Raw genomic sequence first — 17,156 nt, forward strand, 5'->3', positions numbered from 1 at the left:
CGGCCACCGCGGCCGCCCCCCGCGCGTTCAGTTCCAGGCGTTGTTCTGGTTCTGCCCGTGCGCGCCGTGCTGGCCGACGCCGAACTGGGCGGCGACGCCCTGCCCGATCTGGGCGCTCTGCGGCGGCATGACCTCGCTGGGCTGGACGAGGGCGAAGCCCTGGCCCAGGAAGTTCAGCTCCCAGCCCTCGCCGGTGCCGCCGCGACGGCGCCGGATGTTCGACACGTGGGTCTGGGCCTGCATCTGCACGCGCAGCGACGACGACCAGGCGACGATCGCGTCCGCGTCGACGTTGACGTACCGGTCCGGGGTGACCGGGAGCATCAGCGGCCGGCCGGACGTCATGAGGGCGACCTGGCCGCGGCCGGAGATGTTCAGCTGGTACTTGCCGGAGCCGGAGATGCCGTACTGGCTGTCCACGGCGATGACCTCGGTGTGCAGCGCCGAGTCGAGCGCCAGCACGTAGGCGCTGTCCACCGTCAGCCCGTCCTGGTCGACGTCCACGACGTGGACGTACTGCGCCAGGTTGGCGAGGTAGACGGTGCCCTGCCCGGAGCAGCGCATCAGGTCGAGCCCCTCGCCGGTGTTGGCGCGGGCCGTGCGCTGGCTCTGGTTCTGGTACTCGCCGTCGAAGTCCATCAGGCCCTGGTACGCGACCATGGCGCCCTTGCGGGCGAGGACGTCGTCGTGCCCGGTCAGGGCGACCCGCAGGAGCTGCGGGTTCTGCACGGTGTACCGGTCCTGGCTCTGCTGCTCGGTGTGGCTGAAAAGCGGACTCTGCATGATCTCTTTCGCTCCCCCGGCTCAGTTCCGGATCCGCAGGCGGTCGGTACTGTCCTCGCTCGGCTGTACGACGACGATGCCCTGGCCCGAGAAGGCCATCTGGTACGCCTCGCCGCTGCCCCGCCCGATCAGGGAGGACGCCTTGAAGCTGCGCTTGCCCTTCACCTTCAGGGCCGGCGACCAGGCGACGAGGGCGTCCGGGTCGACGTACGTCTCGTCGTCGCCGCGGCCGCAGTCGACGACGATCGGCGTGCCGCGCGAGGTGAGCGCGACCCAGCCGGTGCCGGAGATCTGCACGTTCCACAGGCCCTGGCCGGCGAACTTGGCCATGCCCTTGACCCGCTCGACGCCCCACTGGAGGTGCGCGTCGAAGGCCAGCACGTTGGTGCCGTTGACGGACAGGGCGTCGTTGTCGAGGTGGACGACGACCACGTCGGCGCCGTAGTCGGCCAGGTACAGCAGGCCGTCGCCGGAGCACTTCATCAGGGGCGCGCCCTCGCCGGTCACCCAGGAGGAGGCGATCTGGCGCACGGCGGGCGGGTTCGGCTCGTACTGGATGAAGCCCTCGTACGCGACGACGGACCCGGTGCGGGCGAACAGGTCCTGGCCGGTGGCCATGGCGACCTTGAGCATGGCGTTGCCGTGGTTCTCCATGCGGGCCACGGTCGCGGTCGGGGCGTAGCCCGCGAGCTGCTGGTTCATTCCTCGGGCTCCCTCAGACCTCGTACGGCTGGACGACGATGAAGTTCCCGGGGGCGCCCCGGAACTGGAGGTTCACGGTCTCGCCGCTGTGGCCCGGGTAGGCGTTGCGGCGCAGGCGGACCTGGCTGGAGAGGACCACCTGGGACGCGGCCGACCAGGCCACGACGGCGTTGCAGTCGGCGAACGTGGTCGGCGTGACCGGCAGGACGACCGGGGTGCCCTGGGTCTTCACGACGACCGTGCCGGTGCCCTGGAACAACATCGTGAACAGCGCGCCGCCGGGGATGCCGTGGCCCTCGATGCGGCGGACCTCGTGGTGCAGCGACTCGTCGAACGCGAGGACGTTCTCCGCGGAGACGCAGATCCCGTCGCCCTGGAGTTCGATGGGGTGCAGCTGGGCGTTGTTCTCGGCGAGGAACAGCTGGCCGCGGCCGGTGCAGCGCATCAGCTGCATCTCCTGGCCGGTGGCGTTGCCGACGATGCGGCCGGCGAACCCGGCGCCCTTGTAGCTGAAGTCGACCTTGCCCTGGTACATGACCATGCTGCCCTGGCGGGCGAGCACGGGGGTCTGCCCCATGGCCAGGTCGACCCGCATGAGCTGCGCGTTCTGCGGGGTCCAGCGCTGTCCGGTGGGCGTCTCGCGGTACTTCTGGAGCGCGGCCCCGAGGCCGGCGCCCTGCGGCGCGCCGTGCGGGGCCCCCTGCGGGACACCGGGCGGCATGCCCATCGGCGGGGTGCCCGTCGGCGGCTGCTGGCCGTACGGGGCCGGCTGGCCGTACGGGGCGGGCTGGCCGTACGGGGCGGGCGCCGGCTGGCCGTACCCGGCGGGCGCACCGTGCGGCGGGGTCTGGCCCGGCACGTGCCCGTAGGGCGCCGGCTGCTGCGGGTGCTGCTGCGGGTGGCCGTATGCGGCCGGGGGCGGCGTGGGCGCCTGCGGGGCAGGGGCGTGCGGGGCCGGGACCGGGGCCGGCGGGGCCATCGGGGCCGCCATGGTGGGCGCGCCGTGCAGCGGCTGCTGCGGCGGTGCGGGCGCGGGCGCCGGGGACGGCGCGGGCGCCTGCGGAGCCGGTACGGGGGCGGGAGCCGGTACGGGGGCCGGGGCCGGCGGGGCGGCGAAGGCGGGCGCGGGCCGGACCGGGGCGGGGCCGCCGGTCGGGGGCGCGAAGCCCGGGGCCGCGAAGCCGGGGGCCGCCTGCTGCGGGGGCTCCTCCTCCAGCACCTCGCCGCCGAAGTTCTTCAGCAGCGCCTCCAGGCCGCCGTCGAAGCCCTGGCCGACCGCGGCGAAGCGCCAGCCGTCCTTGCGGTAGAAGTCGCCCAGCATCACCGCGCGCTCGGTGCTGAACTCGGCGCCGCTGAACGTGTAGCGCGCGACCTCCTCACCGCCCGCGACGATCCGGACGTACCCGGGGCCGACCTGCGACATCTGTCCGGCGCCGTCGATCGTCGCCGTGAAGGACAGCTTGTGGATCGCCTCGGGGACGCGGTCGAGGGTGACGCGGAACGACTCGGTGTCGCCGGCCTGCGCGCCGAGCAGCTGGACGGACTCCTCGGGGGACTTCGGCTGGTTGAAGAAGACGAAGTACCGGTCGTCGGAGAGGCGCTCGTCGGCGTCGAGGCCGAAGCAGCTGATGTCGAAGGTCAGCCCGGGACCCGCGATCTGCACGCCGACGTACAGATCGGTCCCGGCCGTCAGGTCGCTGATCCGGGCCTTGTGGCCCCGTTGGAATTCCCTGGCCATGCGTTACGACCGTCCCCCATCCCGGATTGGTGTGCGTCGCGCCAGGCTAACGGCTGGGTGCGACAGGGGACCACGTCGGCGACCTGCTCGGTACGGACTCGGTACAGGATCGGTGAACCTCAGTCGCCGGGCCCGCGCGGGGGGTCCGGCAGCCGGCCGGCGGCGACGCCCTCCAGGTACCCCCGCGCGCGCTCCGTCCGGGGGTACGGCTCCAGGAGCCGCCAGAACCGGGGCCCGTGCCCGGGGACGAGCAGGTGCGCGAGCTCGTGCAGCAGGACGTAGTCGACGACGTACTCGGGCATGCCCTGGAGCCGGTGGGACAGGCGGATGCTGCCCTCGGCGGGGGTGCAGGAGCCCCAGCGGGTGTTCTGGTTGGTGACCCAGCGCACGGACGCCGGCCGCGCCCGGCCCGCGAGGTACTGGCCGGACAGCCGCTCGGCGCGCTCGGCCAGCTCGGCGTCGCCGGGGCGGCGCCTGCTCTCCTGGGCGGCGAGCTTGTCGAGCATGACACCGACCCAGCGCCGCTCCTCCGCCTCCGACATCCGGGCAGGGATCAGGACGACGGTCCGGTCGCCCTCCCGGTGGGCGGAGACGGTGCGGCGGCGCCGGGCGCTCCTGCGCACCTCGACGGCGGATGCCCGCTCGGCGCGGGACGGGTCGCTGGTCGGACTGCGCTCAGGGTCGACGGACACGCCCCGACCGTACCCGCCCGCCCGGGGAGTGTCCCCCACCGGGACGATGCGTGCCCCGGGCCGTCCACAGGCCGCGCCACTTCGTATGACGAGATGCCCGGCTCTGTGGACGACGCCCCGCGGGGTGGCGGCGCCGGCGGGATGCTGTCCCCGTGACCAGTGAGGGGGGACGGGCATGCATCCGATGGTGAGGCCGGCGCTGCGGCGCGCCTGGCGTGATCTTCAGTACGTGCAGTTCGGGGTGGCGCCCGCGCACGCGGTCGTGGTGGGGCCGGTGGACACGACGACCGGGAGCCTGCTGGAGCTGCTGGACGGGACGCGCGGTGTTCCGCTGCTGCGGGAGGAGGCCCGCAGGCTCGGGGTGCCGGACGGCTGGCTGGAGGCGCTGCTGAACCGGCTGGCGCGGGCCGGACTGCTGGAGGACACGGCGGCGGGCGGCCGGGCGGCGGACGCGGTGCGGCGGGAGGCGGGGGCGCTCGACCGGCTGCGCGCCGATCTCGGGTCGCTGTCGGTGGTGCACCGGGGGCCGGGCGAGCCGATGCGGCGGCTGGCCGCGCGGGGCGGCATGCGGGTGCAGGTCCGGGGAGCGGGCCGGGTCGGGGCGGCGGTCGCGGCGCTGCTGTCGGCGGCGGGCGTGGGCCGTGTGGACGTACGGGACGGGGGCCGGGTGCGGCCGTGGGACGTGGCTCCGGGCGGGCTGCCGCCCGAGTCGGTGGGGGAGCGGCGGGACGTGGCGGCCCGGCGGTTGGTCGCCCGGTCGGCGCCGGGTGGCCGCGCGGCCTGTGCGACCGGCGGGGCCGGGGGCGTTTCGGGGGCCGGTGGGGAGGCTGGAGCCGTGGGGGCCGGTGGGGGCGGCGGGCCGGAGCCGGGGCTGTCGCTGGTGGTCGTCGCGCCGCGGGACGGCCTCGCGGCGTACGCTCCGGATCCGGTGACGGCCGACACGTGGGTGGGCACGGGGACACCGCATCTGTTCGCGGGGGTGCTGGAGGCCACCGGTGTGGTGGGCCCGCTGGTGCTGCCCGGGGACTCGGCGTGCGCGCGGTGCGTGGAGCTGGGCCGGACGGACGCCGACCCCGCGTGGTCCCGGCTGATGGCGCAGTGGCGGTCGGCCCGCCGGAGCGGCGCCGTGCCGGTCGGTGACGTGGGGCTGGCGGCTGCCGTGGCGGGGTTGGCCGCCGCGCACGCGCTGGCGTTCCTCGACGGGGGCGTGCCGGCGAGCGCGGACACCCGGTGGGAGACGTCGTCGCCGCTCCTGGAGTGGCGCGCGCTGCGGGTGCGGCCGCACGGGGAGTGCCCGTGCGGGGCGGCGGACCGGGCGGCGGAGTGGGCGGCGGAGTGGGAGGAGCGGGAGCGGGCCTCGGAGGTCCGGGGCGGGCAGGACACAATGGCGGGGTAACCGCCGTCGGCGGCGCGTGTCAGGCAACGCGGCACGGCAGTCTGGGTTTTGGAGGGGCGTATGTCTGATCTTCCCCGGAAGGCGGTCACCCGTACCGCCAAGTTGGCCGCGCTGCCACTGGGCTTCGCGGGGCGGGCCACGTGGGGGCTCGGCAAGCGGATCGGGGGCAAGTCCGCCGAGATCGTGGCGCGTGAGCTGCAGCAGCGCACGGCGGACCAGCTGTTCAAGGTGCTGGGCGAGCTGAAGGGCGGCGCCATGAAGCTCGGGCAGGCGCTGTCCGTCTTCGAGTCGGCGCTGCCGGAGGAGGTCGCCGGGCCGTACCGGGCGGCCCTGACGAAGCTCCAGGAGGCGGCGCCGCCGCTGCCGGCGCGCACGGTGCACGGGGTGCTCGCCGAGCGCCTGGGCGCCGAGTGGCGGGACCTCTTCCTGGAGTTCGACGACAAGCCGGCCGCGGCGGCGTCGATCGGGCAGGTGCACCGGGCGGTGTGGCACGACGGGCGCCGGGTGGCGGTGAAGGTGCAGTACCCGGGAGCGGGTGAGGCGCTGCTGTCGGACCTGACGCAGTTGAGCCGGTTCGCCCGGCTGCTGGGACCGCTGGTGCCGGGTATGGACATCAAGCCGCTGATAGCCGAGATGCGCGACCGGGTGTCGGAGGAGCTGGACTACGAGCTGGAGGCGCGGGCGCAGCAGGAGCACGCCGCCGAGTTCGCCGACGACCCCGACGTGGTGGTCCCCGGCGTGGTGCACCGGTCCGACCAGGTGCTGGTGACGGAGTGGATCGACGGGGTGCCGCTGTCGGAGGTCATAGCGAACGGCACGCCGGAGGAGCGGGACCGGGCGGGCCAGCTGCTGGCGCGGTTCCTGTTCTCGGGACCGGCGCGGACGGGGCTGCTGCACGCCGACCCGCACCCGGGGAACTTCCGTCTGCTGCCGGGTGAGGACGGCGGCGAGACGCGGCTCGGCGTACTGGACTTCGGCACGGTGGACCGGCTGCCCGGCGGGCTGCCGGAGACGATCGGCCTCTGCCTGCGGATGGCCCTGGAGGGCGAGGCGGAGACGGTCTACGAGCTGCTGTGCGACGAGGGGTTCGTGAAGGAGTCGATCGAGCTCGACCCGGACGCGGTGCTGGACTACCTGCTGCCGATCATCGAGCCGGCCGAGGTGGACGAGTTCCTGTTCACACGGGAGTGGATCCGTACGCAGGCCGCACGGATCGCCGATCCCCGGTCCCCCGCCCACCAGTTGGGCAAGCAGATGAACCTCCCGCCCGCGTACCTGCTGATCCACCGGGTGACGCTGAGCACGATCGGGGTGCTGTGCCAGCTGAACGCGTCGGTTCGGCTGCGGGAGGAGCTGGAGGAGTGGCTGCCGGGGTTCCTGCCGGAGGAGCCGATGGAGGAGCCGGCCTGACGCCCCGGGGGGTTCCTGCCGGAGGAGCCGGTCTGGTGGTGACGGGACGTCACCACCAGGCGGAGTCGAGTCTGCTCTCGATGGACCGGATGTGGTCGCGGGCGCAGTTCTCGCAGAAGTAGAGCCTGGTGCCGTTCTCCACGGAGCAGGTCCAGGTCAAGGGGAGGCTGTCGGCGGTCGCACCGCAGCGTGAGCACACCACGCTCCGCGTGCGCGACCCCGAGGGTTCGGGAGTCCGCTCGTTCACCACGTGACGATAACTCCGCCGCGGGGCGGATGCCTGGCAGCGCACCGCGGGGGCCGGTCCGGGTGGACCGGCCCCCGCGGGGAGAGCGGTGGTGGCCGACGTGCGCCGCGGTCGGTTACTGCATGACCGCCATGGCCAGAGCACGGCGGGCGCGCAGCGAGGCGCGCTCGGCGCGGCGCTGCATGCGCCGGGCGACGATCAGGCGCGTGCCCGTGCGTTGCTCGTCGGCTTGCCTGAGGCGCTCGTGCATATGGGCGCGAGCCAGGGCTTCTGGGATGAGTTGCATTTCTCGGGTCCTGTTCTGGCGCGAGGCGTGCGCGCCGAGGGTGGTGACGTCAGGGGTCGCGGAGCCCATGGGCTCGCTCGCGGAAGAGGTCATCGGGGCCTGCTTCTGGGGGTCGTGCGTGAGGGGGCGGTCGATGGTTCCGGCTGCGGTGTTCATGCCGTGACCGGGTTCTTGCGCGGGCGGCCACGCGGCCGCTTGCGGGCGACGACCACGCCCTGGACGAAGAGCTCACCGCCCCAGACGCCCCACGGCTCGCGCCGCTCCTTGGCGCCGGCGAGACAGGCGGCCATCAGGGGGCAGGTGCGGCAGAGGGACTTGGCGTACTCGACGTCCGCCGGCGACTCGGCGAAGAAGACCTCCGGGTCGTAGGAGCGGCAGGGAACGGGTACGCCGAGGTTCTCGATGGCGTCGTCGAGCGCGGTGAGCGCGGTGAGGGCGGTCACTTCGTGGTCCTCCGTGGAGCCGGGCGGGGGGAGCGTCTGGGAAGGCGGTACGGACGGGGCGTGCGCTTCGAGATGCACGGTGGTGTTTTCCTCGTCTGGTCGGTCCGGCTGGTCGGCCGGTGGGTTGGTACCGGGTTCTGCTGGTCCCGGGGCCCCTTCGCTCCGCTCCGCCCGTTGGGGCAAAACAGAAGGGCCGCGGATCCCGGGTGGGGTTCCGCGGCCCTGAAGGCGCCGGCCTGATCCTGGATCAGGCTGGATCACTCCAGGGTTCGAGCCCACGGAAGGCCCACATCGTGAGGTGCTGCTGCGTCTGCTTCGTCTGGTCGGCACCGGTCGCCGCAAAGGCATAGGCCGGGGCCTGCGCCGCTGCTACTCCTGCTTCCAGTGCCTTGGTCGGTCGCTCGTTGGCCTCGAAGCCCTCGACGACGGGGAGGGTCAGCGGGGAGGACGGCAGGCGGACGGGCCGGAGACCGGACAGACCGCTGCCGAGGAACGCCGAACCGGAGAGGCCGAGCGTGCAGGCGGAGACGACCGAGCGATCGGTCATTTTGGCGGTGCTGACGAAGCTGGTGTTGATGCTGATCACTGGAATCGCCTCCTCTCGGCGTCTCGGGGGGGGAACCGGCCTGAGCCGGACCCGCGCGTATTCGGATAAGTACAGCACGACGACAGGGCTTCATGGAAGCCGCTGTCCGCGTGGTTAAGAACCTATGGGGCTTCGTAGTGCGGGCGCAAACTATTTTTCCGACGAGTTGGGATCAGTCTCCGGCGTCCTCGTCCGCACGTTCCTCACCAGCGCAGATGGCGAGGACGTCGGCTCCGAAGCGGTTGAGCTTGCGGATGCCGACACCGGGGATCGCGGCCAGCTCGGCGTCGGTCGACGGGACGGTCTCCGCGATGGCGATGAGGGTCTTCTCGGTGAAGACGCAGTAGTCGGGCTGGCCCAGCCGGCGGGCCTGGCCGGCGCGCCACTCGAGGAGCCGCCCGTACAGTCCCTCGTCCATCTCCGAGGGGCAGTCCTCACAGCGCATCAGCTTCATCTCGCCCGCGATCGTGAGCGTCGTGCCGCACACCCGGCAGCGGACCGGGCCCCGGGCGCGCCGGGCGCGGGCCGGGCCCGCGCCGCGCCCGGCGCCGCCGGCCGCGCGGACGGTGCGGGCCGCGGGGCCCGCGCCGCCGGGGCGCAGCGCCCTCAGGAAGCGGGACGGCTCGCGGTGGGCGCGGCCGCCGGGCGAGCGGGACAGCGCCCACGACAGGCTCAGGTGCCGGCGGGCGCGGGTGATGCCGACGTAGAGCAGCCGCCGCTCCTCCTCGATCTGCTCGTCGGTCCTGGCGTACGTGATGGGCAGGGTGCCCTCGGTGAGGCCGACCAGGAACACGGCGTCCCATTCGAGGCCCTTCGCCGCGTGGAGGGAGGCGAGCGTCACGCCCTGGACCGTGGGGGCGTGCTGGGCGGCGGCCCGCTCGTCCAGCTCCGCGACCAGGTCCGCGAGGGTGGCCTCGGGGCGGACCCGGGCGAGGTCCTCGGCGAGGCGGACCAGCGCGGCGAGGGACTCCCAGCGGTCCCGCACGGCGCCGGAGCCGGCGGGGGGCTCGGTCGTCCAGCCCTTGGTGGACAGCACGGCGCGGACCTGCGAGGGCAGGTCGACGACGTCGTCGAGCAGCGGGTCGTTCGCGCCGAAGCGGGCGGCGCTGCGCAGGGCGGCGCCCGCCTCCCGCACCTCCCGGCGCTCGAAGAACCGCTCGGCTCCGCGCAGCTGGTACGGGACGCCGGCGTCCGCGAGGGCCTGCTCGTAGATCTCGGACTGGGCGTTGACGCGGTACAGCACGGCGATCTCGCCCGCCGGGACGCCGGAGGCGATCAGGTCGCGGATGCGGCGGGCCGTGCCCTCGGCCTCGGTCGGCTCGTCGCCGTACTCGGTGAGGACGGGTTCGGGTCCGGGGTCGCGCTGGGAGACCAGTTCCAGCCGGTGGTCGGCGGCGCGGCCGCGGGCCTGGGCGAGGAGGCCGTTGGCCAGGTGGACGACCTGCGGCGTGGAGCGGTAGTCGCGGACCAGCCGGACGACGGCCGCGTGCGGGTGGCGCGTGCGGAAGTCCAGCAGGTAGTCGGGGGTGGCGCCGGTGAAGGAGTAGATCGTCTGGCTGGCGTCCCCGACGACGCACAGGCTGTCGCGGTCGCCGAGCCACAGGTCGAGGAGGCGCTGCTGGAGCGGGGACACGTCCTGGTACTCGTCCACCACGAAGTGCTGGTACTGGCGGCGGACCTGTTCCGCGATGTCGTGGCGGTCCTGGAGGATGCCGACCGTGAGGAGCAGCACGTCCTCGAAGTCGAGGAGGTCGCGCTCCCGCTTCAGCTGCTCGTACATGGCGTAGACCTGGCCGGTCTCCGCCGTGTCGCGCGGGGCGTCGCGCTGGGCCTTGGCGACGGCGGCCGGGTAGTCGGCGGGGACGGTCTGCGTGACCTTCGCCCACTCGATCTCCGACGTGACGTCCCGCAGCTCCGTGCGGTCGAGCCGGATCCGGCAGCGGGTGGCCGCGTCGGCGACGAGCTGGGCCTTGCGGTCGATCAGCCGGGGCAGGTCGCCACCGACGGCTTTCGGCCAGAAGTACTGGAGCTGCCGGAGCGCGGCGGAGTGGAACGTGCGGGCCTGGACGCCGCCCGCGCCGAGCTGCCGCAGGCGGCCGCGCATCTCGCCGGCGGCGCGCTGGGTGAACGTGACGGCCAGCACGCTCGCGGGCTGGAGGATCCCGGCGCGCACCCCGTAGGCGATGCGGTGGGTGATCGCCCGGGTCTTGCCCGTGCCCGCGCCCGCCAGGACGCACACCGGGCCGTGCAGGGCCGTCGCCACCTCGCGCTGTTCCGGGTCGAGCCCGTCGAGCACCGCGTCCGCCGATTCGGGGACCTGCGGGAAGAGGGTGGAGTGCGTCGCTGGTGTCACCCTGCCATGCTGCCAGGTCGCCGGAGCGGGCCGCGCCGGTCGTCCACAGGGAGGGGACGCCGGTCGTACCCCGGGTGGGAATGCGGGGAAGGTGCGCGTACGTTCTCCCGGTGCGATCAGGCGTTCCACGCCGCATTCCAGTCACCCGAGGAGCGGAAGAGACGATGCAGGGAACTGTGACGATGTACAGCACGACCTGGTGCGGGTACTGCCGTCGGCTCAAGAGCCAGATGGACCGCGAGGGCATCGCGTACACCGAGATCAACATCGAGCAGGACCCGGAGTCCGCCGCCTTCGTGGAGAAGGTCAACAACGGCAACCAGACCGTTCCGACCGTGCTCGTCACGCCGAACGGCGGCGGCGAGGACGTCGTGATGACCAACCCGAGCCTGAAGCAGGTCCAGCAGGCCCTCGCCAGCTGACCCCCGTCCGCCACGGCGGACCCCCGCGCGAACGCCCCCGCCGGTGACCGGCGGGGGCGTTCGCGTGCGGAGGCGGTGTCAGCCGGCGGCGCCCGGTCTGGGCAGCGGCCTGCCGTACCACGTCTCGATCAGGTGCGTCGCGATCGAGATGCCGTACGGCGGGAGCACCTCGCCGGACTCGAAGGCGGCCCTCAGCTCCTCGCGGGAGAACCAGCGGGCCTCCTCGATCTCGTCCCCGTCGACCTCGATCTCCGACGACGTGGCGCGGGCCGTGAAGCCCAGCATCAGGCTGGAGGGGAACGGCCACGGCTGGCTGGCGACGTAGCGCACCTCGCCGACCGTGACGCCGGCCTCCTCGTACACCTCGCGGACCACGGACTGCTCGATGGACTCGCCCGGCTCGACGAACCCGGCGAGGGTCGAGAAGCGGCCCTCCGGCCAGTGCACCTGCCGGCCGAGCAGCGCCCGGTCGTGCTCGTCCGTCACCAGCATGATCACCGCCGGGTCGGTGCGCGGGTAGTGCTCCGCGCCGCAGGCCGGGCAGCGGCGGACGTGGCCCGCCGCCGCGATGACCGTGCGCTCCCCGCAGCGGGAGCAGAAGCGGTGGAGGCGCTGCCAGTTCTCCAGGGCGACCGCGTGGGCCATCAGGGCGGCGTCGCGGGCGTCCAGCAGCAGGCCGGCCTCCCGCAGCCCGGCGGGGCGCGCCGACTGGTCCATCCGGCCGGGCAGCGAGTCCTTCTGGAGGGCGAAGTAGCTGACGCCGCCCGCGTCCGTGCCGAGGAAGTAGCGGTGCGTCTCGGTCAGGGGCGCTTCGAAGGACGGCGTCATGACCAGTTCGGTGCGCCCGTCGGGGGTGTCGTCGACCAGCGCCTGGCCCCCGGACACGACGAACACGCGCGTGGTGGGGTGGCTCCACGCCGCCGCGAGCCACGCCTCGTCGAGACGGTGGTGGGCGGCGCGGTCGATGCCGCTCGGCGCGGTGAAGCCGATCGGGCGGGGACCGGCCTCGTTGCTGATGGTGCTCACTGGTGCTTCCAACTCCCCCGGGTGTCTGGGTGTCTGTTCAGCGTCGTGTTCAGCGGAGCGCGGCGGCCAGCTCGCCCCACAGGTGGGCGGTCGCCTCCACGCCTTTCAGCAGCAGGTCCAGCTCGACCTTCTCGTTCGGCGCGTGCCAGCCGTCGGACGGTACGGAGATGCCGAGGAACAGCACCGGGGCGGCCAGCACGTCCTGGAGGTCGGCGGCGGGTCCGGAGCCGCCCTCGCGGGTGTAGCGGATCTTCGCGCCGTCGAAGGCGCGGCTCATGGATCGGGCGACGGCCCGCAGCGCCGGGTGGTCGAGCGGCGTCAGGCAGGGCCGGGTGGCCGCCCCGAACGTGATCTCGTGGCGGACGCCGTCGGGGACGCGGGCGGCGACCCAGTCGCGTACGGACCGCTCGATCCGGTCGGGGTCCTGGCCCGCGACGAGCCGGAAGGAGAGCTTCAGCCGCGCGGACGACGGGATGATCGTCTTGCCGCCGGGGCCCTGGTAGCCGCCGCCGATGCCGTTGACCTCGGCGGTCGGCCGGGCCCAGACGCGCTCCAGGGTCGAGTGGCCGGCCTCGCCGAGCGTGCCGTGCGACCGGGCCGTGGCGAGCCACGCGGCCTCGTCGAACGGCAGCTCCGCGATGAGCGCCCGCTCCGTGTCGGTGAGCTCCGCGACGCCGTCGTAGAAGCCGGGGACGGTGACCCGCTCGTCCTCGTCGTGGAGCGCGGCGACCAGGCGGGCGGCGACCGTGGCCGGGTTGGGGACGGCGCCGCCGAAGGAGCCGGAGTGGATGTCCTGGTCGGGGCCGTACAGCTCGATCTCGCAGTCCGCGAGGCCGCGCATGCCGGTGCAGACCGTGGGGGTCGTCTCGGACCACATGCCGGTGTCGGAGACGATCACGGCGTCGGCGGCCAGGCGGTCCGCGCGCTCCTCGACCAGGGCGCGGAAGTGGGTGGAGCCGGACTCCTCCTCGCCCTCCACGAGCAGCTTCAGGTGGACGGCCGGGGTGGTGCGGCCGGTGAGGTCCAGGTGGGCGCGGACGCCGAGGGTGTGGAAGAACACCTGGCCCTTGTCGTCGGCCGCCCCGCGCGCGTAGAGCCGGCCGTCGCGGACGACCGGCTCGAACGGGTCGGTGTGCCAGCCGTCCTCGCGGGCGGCGGGCTGCACGTCGTGGTGGCCGTAGACGAGGACCGTGGGGGCGTCGGGGTCGGCGGAGGGCCACTCCGCGTACACGGCGGGGGCGCCGTCCGTCTCCCAGACCTCCGCGATCGGGAAGCCGGTCCGGGCGAGCTGCGCGGCGAGCCACTCGGCGCTGCGCCGTACGTCCGGGGCGTTCTCGGGCCGGGCCGAGACCGAGGGGATGCGCAGCCACTCGGTGAGGTCGTCGAGGAAGGCCGCGCGGTGCTGCCCTATGTACTTCCGTACGGTCTGGACGGCGCTGTCCGGGGTGTCGCTCATGCTCCTGAGCCTATCCGGCGCGGAAGGGTGTCCCGTCGGCCGTCTCACCGAGGAGGACCCGTTCGATCCCCTCCCGGCCGGGCAGGTCGTCCGGGCGGACGACCTCGCCGGTGCGCACGTAGACGAACGCGGCGGTGACCGCGTCGAGGGGCAGGCCGTGCAGCTCGGCCCAGGCGAGCCGGTAGACCGCCAGCTGGAGCGGGTCGCCGGTGCGGCGGCGGCTGGTCTTCCAGTCGACGATCTCGTACGTGCCGGAGGCGGGGTCGTGGTAGACGGCGTCGATCCGGCCGCGTACGACCCGGCCGGCGAGCACGAGCTGGAACGGGGCCTCCACGCGGTGCGGGGTGCGGTGGGCGTACGGGGTGCCCTCGAACGCCTCCTTCAGGGCGGCCAGGTCCCGCTCGTCGGCGATCTCCGGCTCGTCGGCGTACACCTCGCCGCCCGGCAGCTCGTCGGGGCCGAGCATGGGCAGCGGCAGCTCCTCGAACCGGGACTCCACCCAGGCGTGGAACCGGGTGCCGCGCCGGGCGGCGGGCTGCGGGGGCCGCGGCATGGGGCGGGCCAGCTCCGCCGCGAAGCCGTCGGGGTCGGCGGCGAGGCGCAGCAGCTGCGACGCGGAGAGGGAGGCCGGCAGGGGCACCTCGCGCGTGGTGCTGCGGGCGCGCAGCAGCTCGCCGGTGAGCGCGTCGAGGTCGCGGTCCCAGGAGGCGACGGTGCGGGCCTCCTCGGGTGCGAGCGGGCCGGCGGGGTCCGTGTCGTCGTCCGCGGCGGCGCGCTGGTGGGGGATGGCGTGCGGGGGCGGGACGGCCGGGGCCACCGGGGTCGCGGGGACCGCGCCGTCGCCGTCGCCCACGCCGTCGCCGGGGGTGGGGGCGGGGTCGTGGGGCTCGTGCGGCTCGTGCGAGTCATGGGGCTCGTGCGAGTCGTGGGGCTCGTACGGGACGGGGCCGGGGGCCTCGTCGGGCAGGGGGGCGTCGGGGTCGTCGAAGGCGTCCTCGGGCGGGGCGTCGTCCGGCCAGGGGGCGTCCAGGTCGTCCGGCCACAGGAGGTCGTCCGGGGCGTCGGGTGCCTCCGGGGACCCGGGGGCCTCCGGGGCGGCCGGGGGCTCGGCGGGGGGGTGCTCCAGGTACGCCAGGACCGTGTCGGCGGCGGCGCGGCGGCGGGCCAGGGAGTCGGCGTCCAGGGGCAGCGGCCACGCCTGCTCCCCGGCGGCCGCCCGGAGCGCCGGGTTCTCGGCGTCCTCCTCCGGCTCGTCCGCCCACGCCTCGATCTCCCCGTACCCGGCCGCGCAGTGGTCGTACAGGGCGTGCAGGAAGTCGGAGGGGCCGCGGCGGCGCTTCTGGGAGGGGCCCCACCAGTGGCCGGAGCCGAGCAGCACCGAGCGGGGGCGGGTGAACGTCACGTACCCCAGGCGCAGCTCCTCGGTGTGCTGGTGCTCCCGCACGGCCTCCTTGAACGCCTTCAGCGACTTCGCGTCCCACGTGTCGATGCCGGGCAGGGTCTCGGCGTCGCCGCGCAGGGCGTGCGGCAGCACCTGCGGCTGGGCCGTCCACGCCTCGCGGGACCTGGTGCTGGGGAACTGGCCGGTCACGAGCCCGGGGACGGCGACCACGTCCCACTCCAGGCCCTTCGACTTGTGCGCCGTGAGGACCTTCACGGTGTTCTCGCCGCCGGGGAGCGCGTTGTCGAGGCCCTTCTCGTACTGGGCGGCCATGCGCAGGAAGCCGAGGAACGCCAGGAGCGTCGCCTCCCCGTCGAGGGACGCGAACCGGGCGGCGACGTCCAGGAAGTTCGACAGGGTCTCGCGGCGGCGGGCGGCCAGGGCGTGCGGGGACGCGGAGAGCTCGACCTCCAGGCCGGTGGTGGCGAGGATCCGGTGCAGGACGTCCATCAGGGGGTCGGCCAGCGAGCGCCGCAGGTCGCGCAGCTCGGCGGCGAGGCGCGCGAACCGGACGCGGGCCTCCGCCGAGAAGGGCAGCCCGTCGTCGTGCCCGCCCGTCTCCAGGAAGGTGTCCAGCGCGTCCGCGAGGGAGATCACCTCGGCGGGGTCCACCCCCTCCACCGCGGCCGCCAGGCGCTCGTCCGCGTCGGCGGCCCCGTCGCCCGCGCGGTGCACCAGCAGGCGGGCGCGGCGGCCCAGCAGGGCGAGGTCGCGGGCGCCGATCCGCCAGCGCGGCCCGGTGAGGAGCCGTACCAGCGACGCGTTGGCGCCGGGGTCCTGGAGGACCTCGCACACGGCGACCAGGTCCGCGACCTCCGGCAGGTGCAGCAGCCCCGACAGGCCGACGACCTCGACGGGCACGTCGCGCGCGACGAGGGCGGCCTGGATCTCCGGGAAGTCGGTCGCCGTGCGGCACAGGACGGCGATCCGGCCGGGCTCCTTGCCCGTGCGGACCAGGTGGGCGACGGAGTCCGCGAGCCAGGCGATCTCCTCGGCCTGCGTGGGCAGCAGCGCGACCCGTACGACGCCGTCGCGCTCGGCGCCGGGGGCGGGGCGCAGCGCCTCCACGCCCGCGTGCATGGCGCGCAGCGGCTCCGCGAGGCCGTTGGCGAGTTGGAGGAGCCGGCCGCCGCTGCGGCGGTTCTCGCTGAGCGCGTACCGGGAGGCGGGGCGGCCGTCCGCGTACGGGAAGTGCTCGGGGAAGTCGTCGAGGTTGGCGACGGACGCGCCGCGCCAGCCGTAGATGGCCTGGCAGGGGTCCCCCACCGCGGTGACGGGGTGGCCCGTGCCTCCGCCGAAGAGGCCGGCCAGGAGCCGCCGCTGCGCGACGGACGTGTCCTGGTACTCGTCGAGGAGGACGACCCGGAACTCGTCGCGCAGCTGCGCGCCGACCTCGGGGCGGGTGAGGGACAGCTCGGCGGAGAGGGCGATCTGGTCGCCGAAGTCGAGCAGGTCCCGCTCGCGCTTGGCGGCGCGGTAGCGGACGACCAGGTCGAGCAGCTCGCGGCGGGCGGCGGCGGCTTCGGGGACCTTGCGGAGGTCGGCGTTGCCGAGGCGGACCGGGGCGAGGGCGGTGAGCAGCGCGGAGTCGTACGCGTGGAGGTCCTCGGGGCGGACGAGGTGCTCGGCCAGCTCGGCGTCGAGGGCGAGGAGGTCGCTGACCAGCGTGGGGAACGACCGCGTGAGCGCCGGATACGGGCCGGGGGCCTCGCGCAGGACGCGGGCGGCGAGCTGGTAGCGCGTGGCGTCCGCGAGGAGGCGGGCGGTGGGCTCCAGGCCGATGCGCAGGCCGTGGTCGGTGAGGAGCTGCCCGGCGAACGCGTGGTACGTGGAGATGCGGGGCTCGCCCGGCGGGTCGTCGGGGTCGATCACGTCGGGGTCGGTGACGCCGGCGCGGACCAGGGCGGTGCGGACCCGCTCGGCCAGCTCGCCGGCGGCCTTGTTGGTGAAGGTCAGGCCGAGGACCTGTTCGGGGGCGACCTGCCCCGTGCCGACCAGCCACACCACGCGGGCGGCCATCACCGTCGTCTTCCCGGAGCCGGCTCCGGCCACGATGACCTGCGGGGCGGGCGGCGCGGTGATGCAGGCCGTCTGCTCCGGGGTGAACGGGATGCCGAGCAGCTCCTTGAGCTGCTCGGGGTCGGTGATGCGCGGAGTCACCGGAGAAGGCTAGCC

General features: G+C 74.4%; 15 protein-coding genes. 3 read left to right on the plus strand and 12 right to left on the minus strand.

Annotated elements, in window-relative coordinates:
- Window positions 1–27: 27 nt before the first annotated feature.
- The 4 genes from IE106_RS01185 to IE106_RS01200 form a co-directional block, all read right to left on the minus strand.
- Complete coding sequence (locus IE106_RS01185; RefSeq protein ID WP_189529329.1) at window positions 28–783, minus strand: AIM24 family protein; 756 nt, start codon at window positions 781–783, stop codon at window positions 28–30.
- A 21-nt stretch (window positions 784–804) separates the two neighbouring features.
- Window positions 805–1,485: an AIM24 family protein gene (locus IE106_RS01190; protein WP_189529330.1), complete on the minus strand. Its 681-nt coding sequence runs from the start codon at window positions 1,483–1,485 to the stop codon at window positions 805–807.
- A gap of 13 nt (window positions 1,486–1,498) precedes the next feature.
- A complete protein-coding gene (locus tag IE106_RS01195; protein ID WP_189529331.1) occupies window positions 1,499–3,223 on the minus strand; it encodes a TerD family protein in 1,725 nt (574 codons plus the stop codon).
- A 119-nt stretch (window positions 3,224–3,342) separates the two neighbouring features.
- Window positions 3,343–3,915, minus strand: a complete 573-nt coding sequence (locus IE106_RS01200; RefSeq protein ID WP_189529332.1) for a M48 metallopeptidase family protein — start codon at window positions 3,913–3,915, stop codon at window positions 3,343–3,345.
- Between the two features lie 175 nt (window positions 3,916–4,090).
- On the opposite strand from IE106_RS01200, the gene IE106_RS01205 reads away from it, so the two are divergent.
- Both IE106_RS01205 and IE106_RS01210 read left to right on the plus strand, forming a co-directional pair.
- Window positions 4,091–5,311: a TOMM precursor leader peptide-binding protein gene (locus IE106_RS01205; protein ID WP_229839914.1), complete on the plus strand. Its 1,221-nt coding sequence runs from the start codon at window positions 4,091–4,093 to the stop codon at window positions 5,309–5,311.
- A 60-nt stretch (window positions 5,312–5,371) separates the two neighbouring features.
- Window positions 5,372–6,721, plus strand: a complete 1,350-nt coding sequence (locus tag IE106_RS01210) for an ABC1 kinase family protein (protein WP_189529333.1) — start codon at window positions 5,372–5,374, stop codon at window positions 6,719–6,721.
- Window positions 6,722–6,770: 49 nt separating this feature from the next.
- Here IE106_RS01210 and IE106_RS01215 read toward each other — a convergent pair whose 3' ends face one another.
- The 5 genes from IE106_RS01215 to IE106_RS01235 form a co-directional block, all read right to left on the minus strand.
- A complete protein-coding gene (locus IE106_RS01215; protein ID WP_189529334.1) occupies window positions 6,771–6,971 on the minus strand; it encodes a hypothetical protein in 201 nt (66 codons plus the stop codon).
- Window positions 6,972–7,083: 112 nt separating this feature from the next.
- Window positions 7,084–7,410 carry a putative WhiB-interacting protein gene (locus IE106_RS01220; RefSeq protein ID WP_189529335.1) on the minus strand — a complete coding sequence of 109 codons (327 nt, stop codon included), beginning with the start codon at window positions 7,408–7,410 and terminating at the stop codon, window positions 7,084–7,086.
- Window positions 7,407–7,775 carry a WhiB family transcriptional regulator gene (locus IE106_RS01225; RefSeq protein ID WP_189529336.1) on the minus strand — a complete coding sequence of 123 codons (369 nt, stop codon included), beginning with the start codon at window positions 7,773–7,775 and terminating at the stop codon, window positions 7,407–7,409. The genes IE106_RS01220 and IE106_RS01225 overlap by 4 nt, the downstream gene beginning before the upstream one ends.
- A 169-nt stretch (window positions 7,776–7,944) precedes the next feature.
- Complete coding sequence (locus IE106_RS01230) at window positions 7,945–8,283, minus strand: hypothetical protein (protein ID WP_189529337.1); 339 nt, start codon at window positions 8,281–8,283, stop codon at window positions 7,945–7,947.
- A gap of 172 nt (window positions 8,284–8,455) precedes the next feature.
- Entirely contained in the window at window positions 8,456–10,636 is a 2,181-nt protein-coding gene (locus tag IE106_RS01235) for an ATP-dependent DNA helicase UvrD2 (RefSeq protein WP_189529338.1), read from the minus strand.
- A gap of 164 nt (window positions 10,637–10,800) precedes the next feature.
- Here IE106_RS01235 and IE106_RS01240 point away from each other — a divergent pair, with 164 nt between their 5' ends.
- Entirely contained in the window at window positions 10,801–11,058 is a 258-nt protein-coding gene (locus tag IE106_RS01240; protein WP_189529339.1) for a mycoredoxin, read from the plus strand.
- Between the two features lie 78 nt (window positions 11,059–11,136).
- Here IE106_RS01240 and nudC read toward each other — a convergent pair whose 3' ends face one another.
- The 3 genes from nudC to IE106_RS01255 are packed head-to-tail and all read right to left on the minus strand — an operon-like array spanning window position 11,137 to window position 17,141.
- On the minus strand, window positions 11,137–12,084 hold the full coding sequence (gene nudC, locus IE106_RS01245) for an NAD(+) diphosphatase (protein ID WP_189529340.1): 948 nt from the start codon (window positions 12,082–12,084) through the stop codon (window positions 11,137–11,139).
- Window positions 12,085–12,133: 49 nt separating this feature from the next.
- A complete protein-coding gene (locus IE106_RS01250; protein WP_189529341.1) occupies window positions 12,134–13,540 on the minus strand; it encodes a dipeptidase in 1,407 nt (468 codons plus the stop codon).
- A gap of 10 nt (window positions 13,541–13,550) precedes the next feature.
- Window positions 13,551–17,141 carry an ATP-dependent helicase gene (locus IE106_RS01255; RefSeq protein WP_189529342.1) on the minus strand — a complete coding sequence of 1,197 codons (3,591 nt, stop codon included), beginning with the start codon at window positions 17,139–17,141 and terminating at the stop codon, window positions 13,551–13,553.
- Between the last annotated feature and the right edge of the window lie 15 nt (window positions 17,142–17,156).

It is taken from the genome of Streptomyces roseolilacinus, from assembly GCF_014649335.1.
Taxonomy (GTDB): Bacteria; Actinomycetota; Actinomycetes; order Streptomycetales; family Streptomycetaceae; genus Streptomyces; species Streptomyces roseolilacinus.

Excerpts from the sequence above, each read along its gene's own strand:
- IE106_RS01185 (WP_189529329.1), bottom strand. The coding sequence starts at position 783 with ATGCAGAGTCCGCTTTTCAGCCACACCGAGCAGCAGAGCCAGGACCGG.
- IE106_RS01190 (WP_189529330.1), bottom strand. The coding sequence starts at position 1,485 with ATGAACCAGCAGCTCGCGGGCTACGCCCCGACCGCGACCGTGGCCCGC.
- IE106_RS01195 (WP_189529331.1), bottom strand. The coding sequence starts at position 3,223 with ATGGCCAGGGAATTCCAACGGGGCCACAAGGCCCGGATCAGCGACCTG.
- IE106_RS01205 (WP_229839914.1), top strand. The coding sequence starts at position 4,091 with ATGCATCCGATGGTGAGGCCGGCGCTGCGGCGCGCCTGGCGTGATCTT.
- IE106_RS01210 (WP_189529333.1), top strand. The coding sequence starts at position 5,372 with ATGTCTGATCTTCCCCGGAAGGCGGTCACCCGTACCGCCAAGTTGGCC.
- IE106_RS01220 (WP_189529335.1), bottom strand. The coding sequence starts at position 7,410 with ATGAACACCGCAGCCGGAACCATCGACCGCCCCCTCACGCACGACCCC.
- IE106_RS01240 (WP_189529339.1), top strand. The coding sequence starts at position 10,801 with ATGCAGGGAACTGTGACGATGTACAGCACGACCTGGTGCGGGTACTGC.
- IE106_RS01250 (WP_189529341.1), bottom strand. The coding sequence starts at position 13,540 with ATGAGCGACACCCCGGACAGCGCCGTCCAGACCGTACGGAAGTACATA.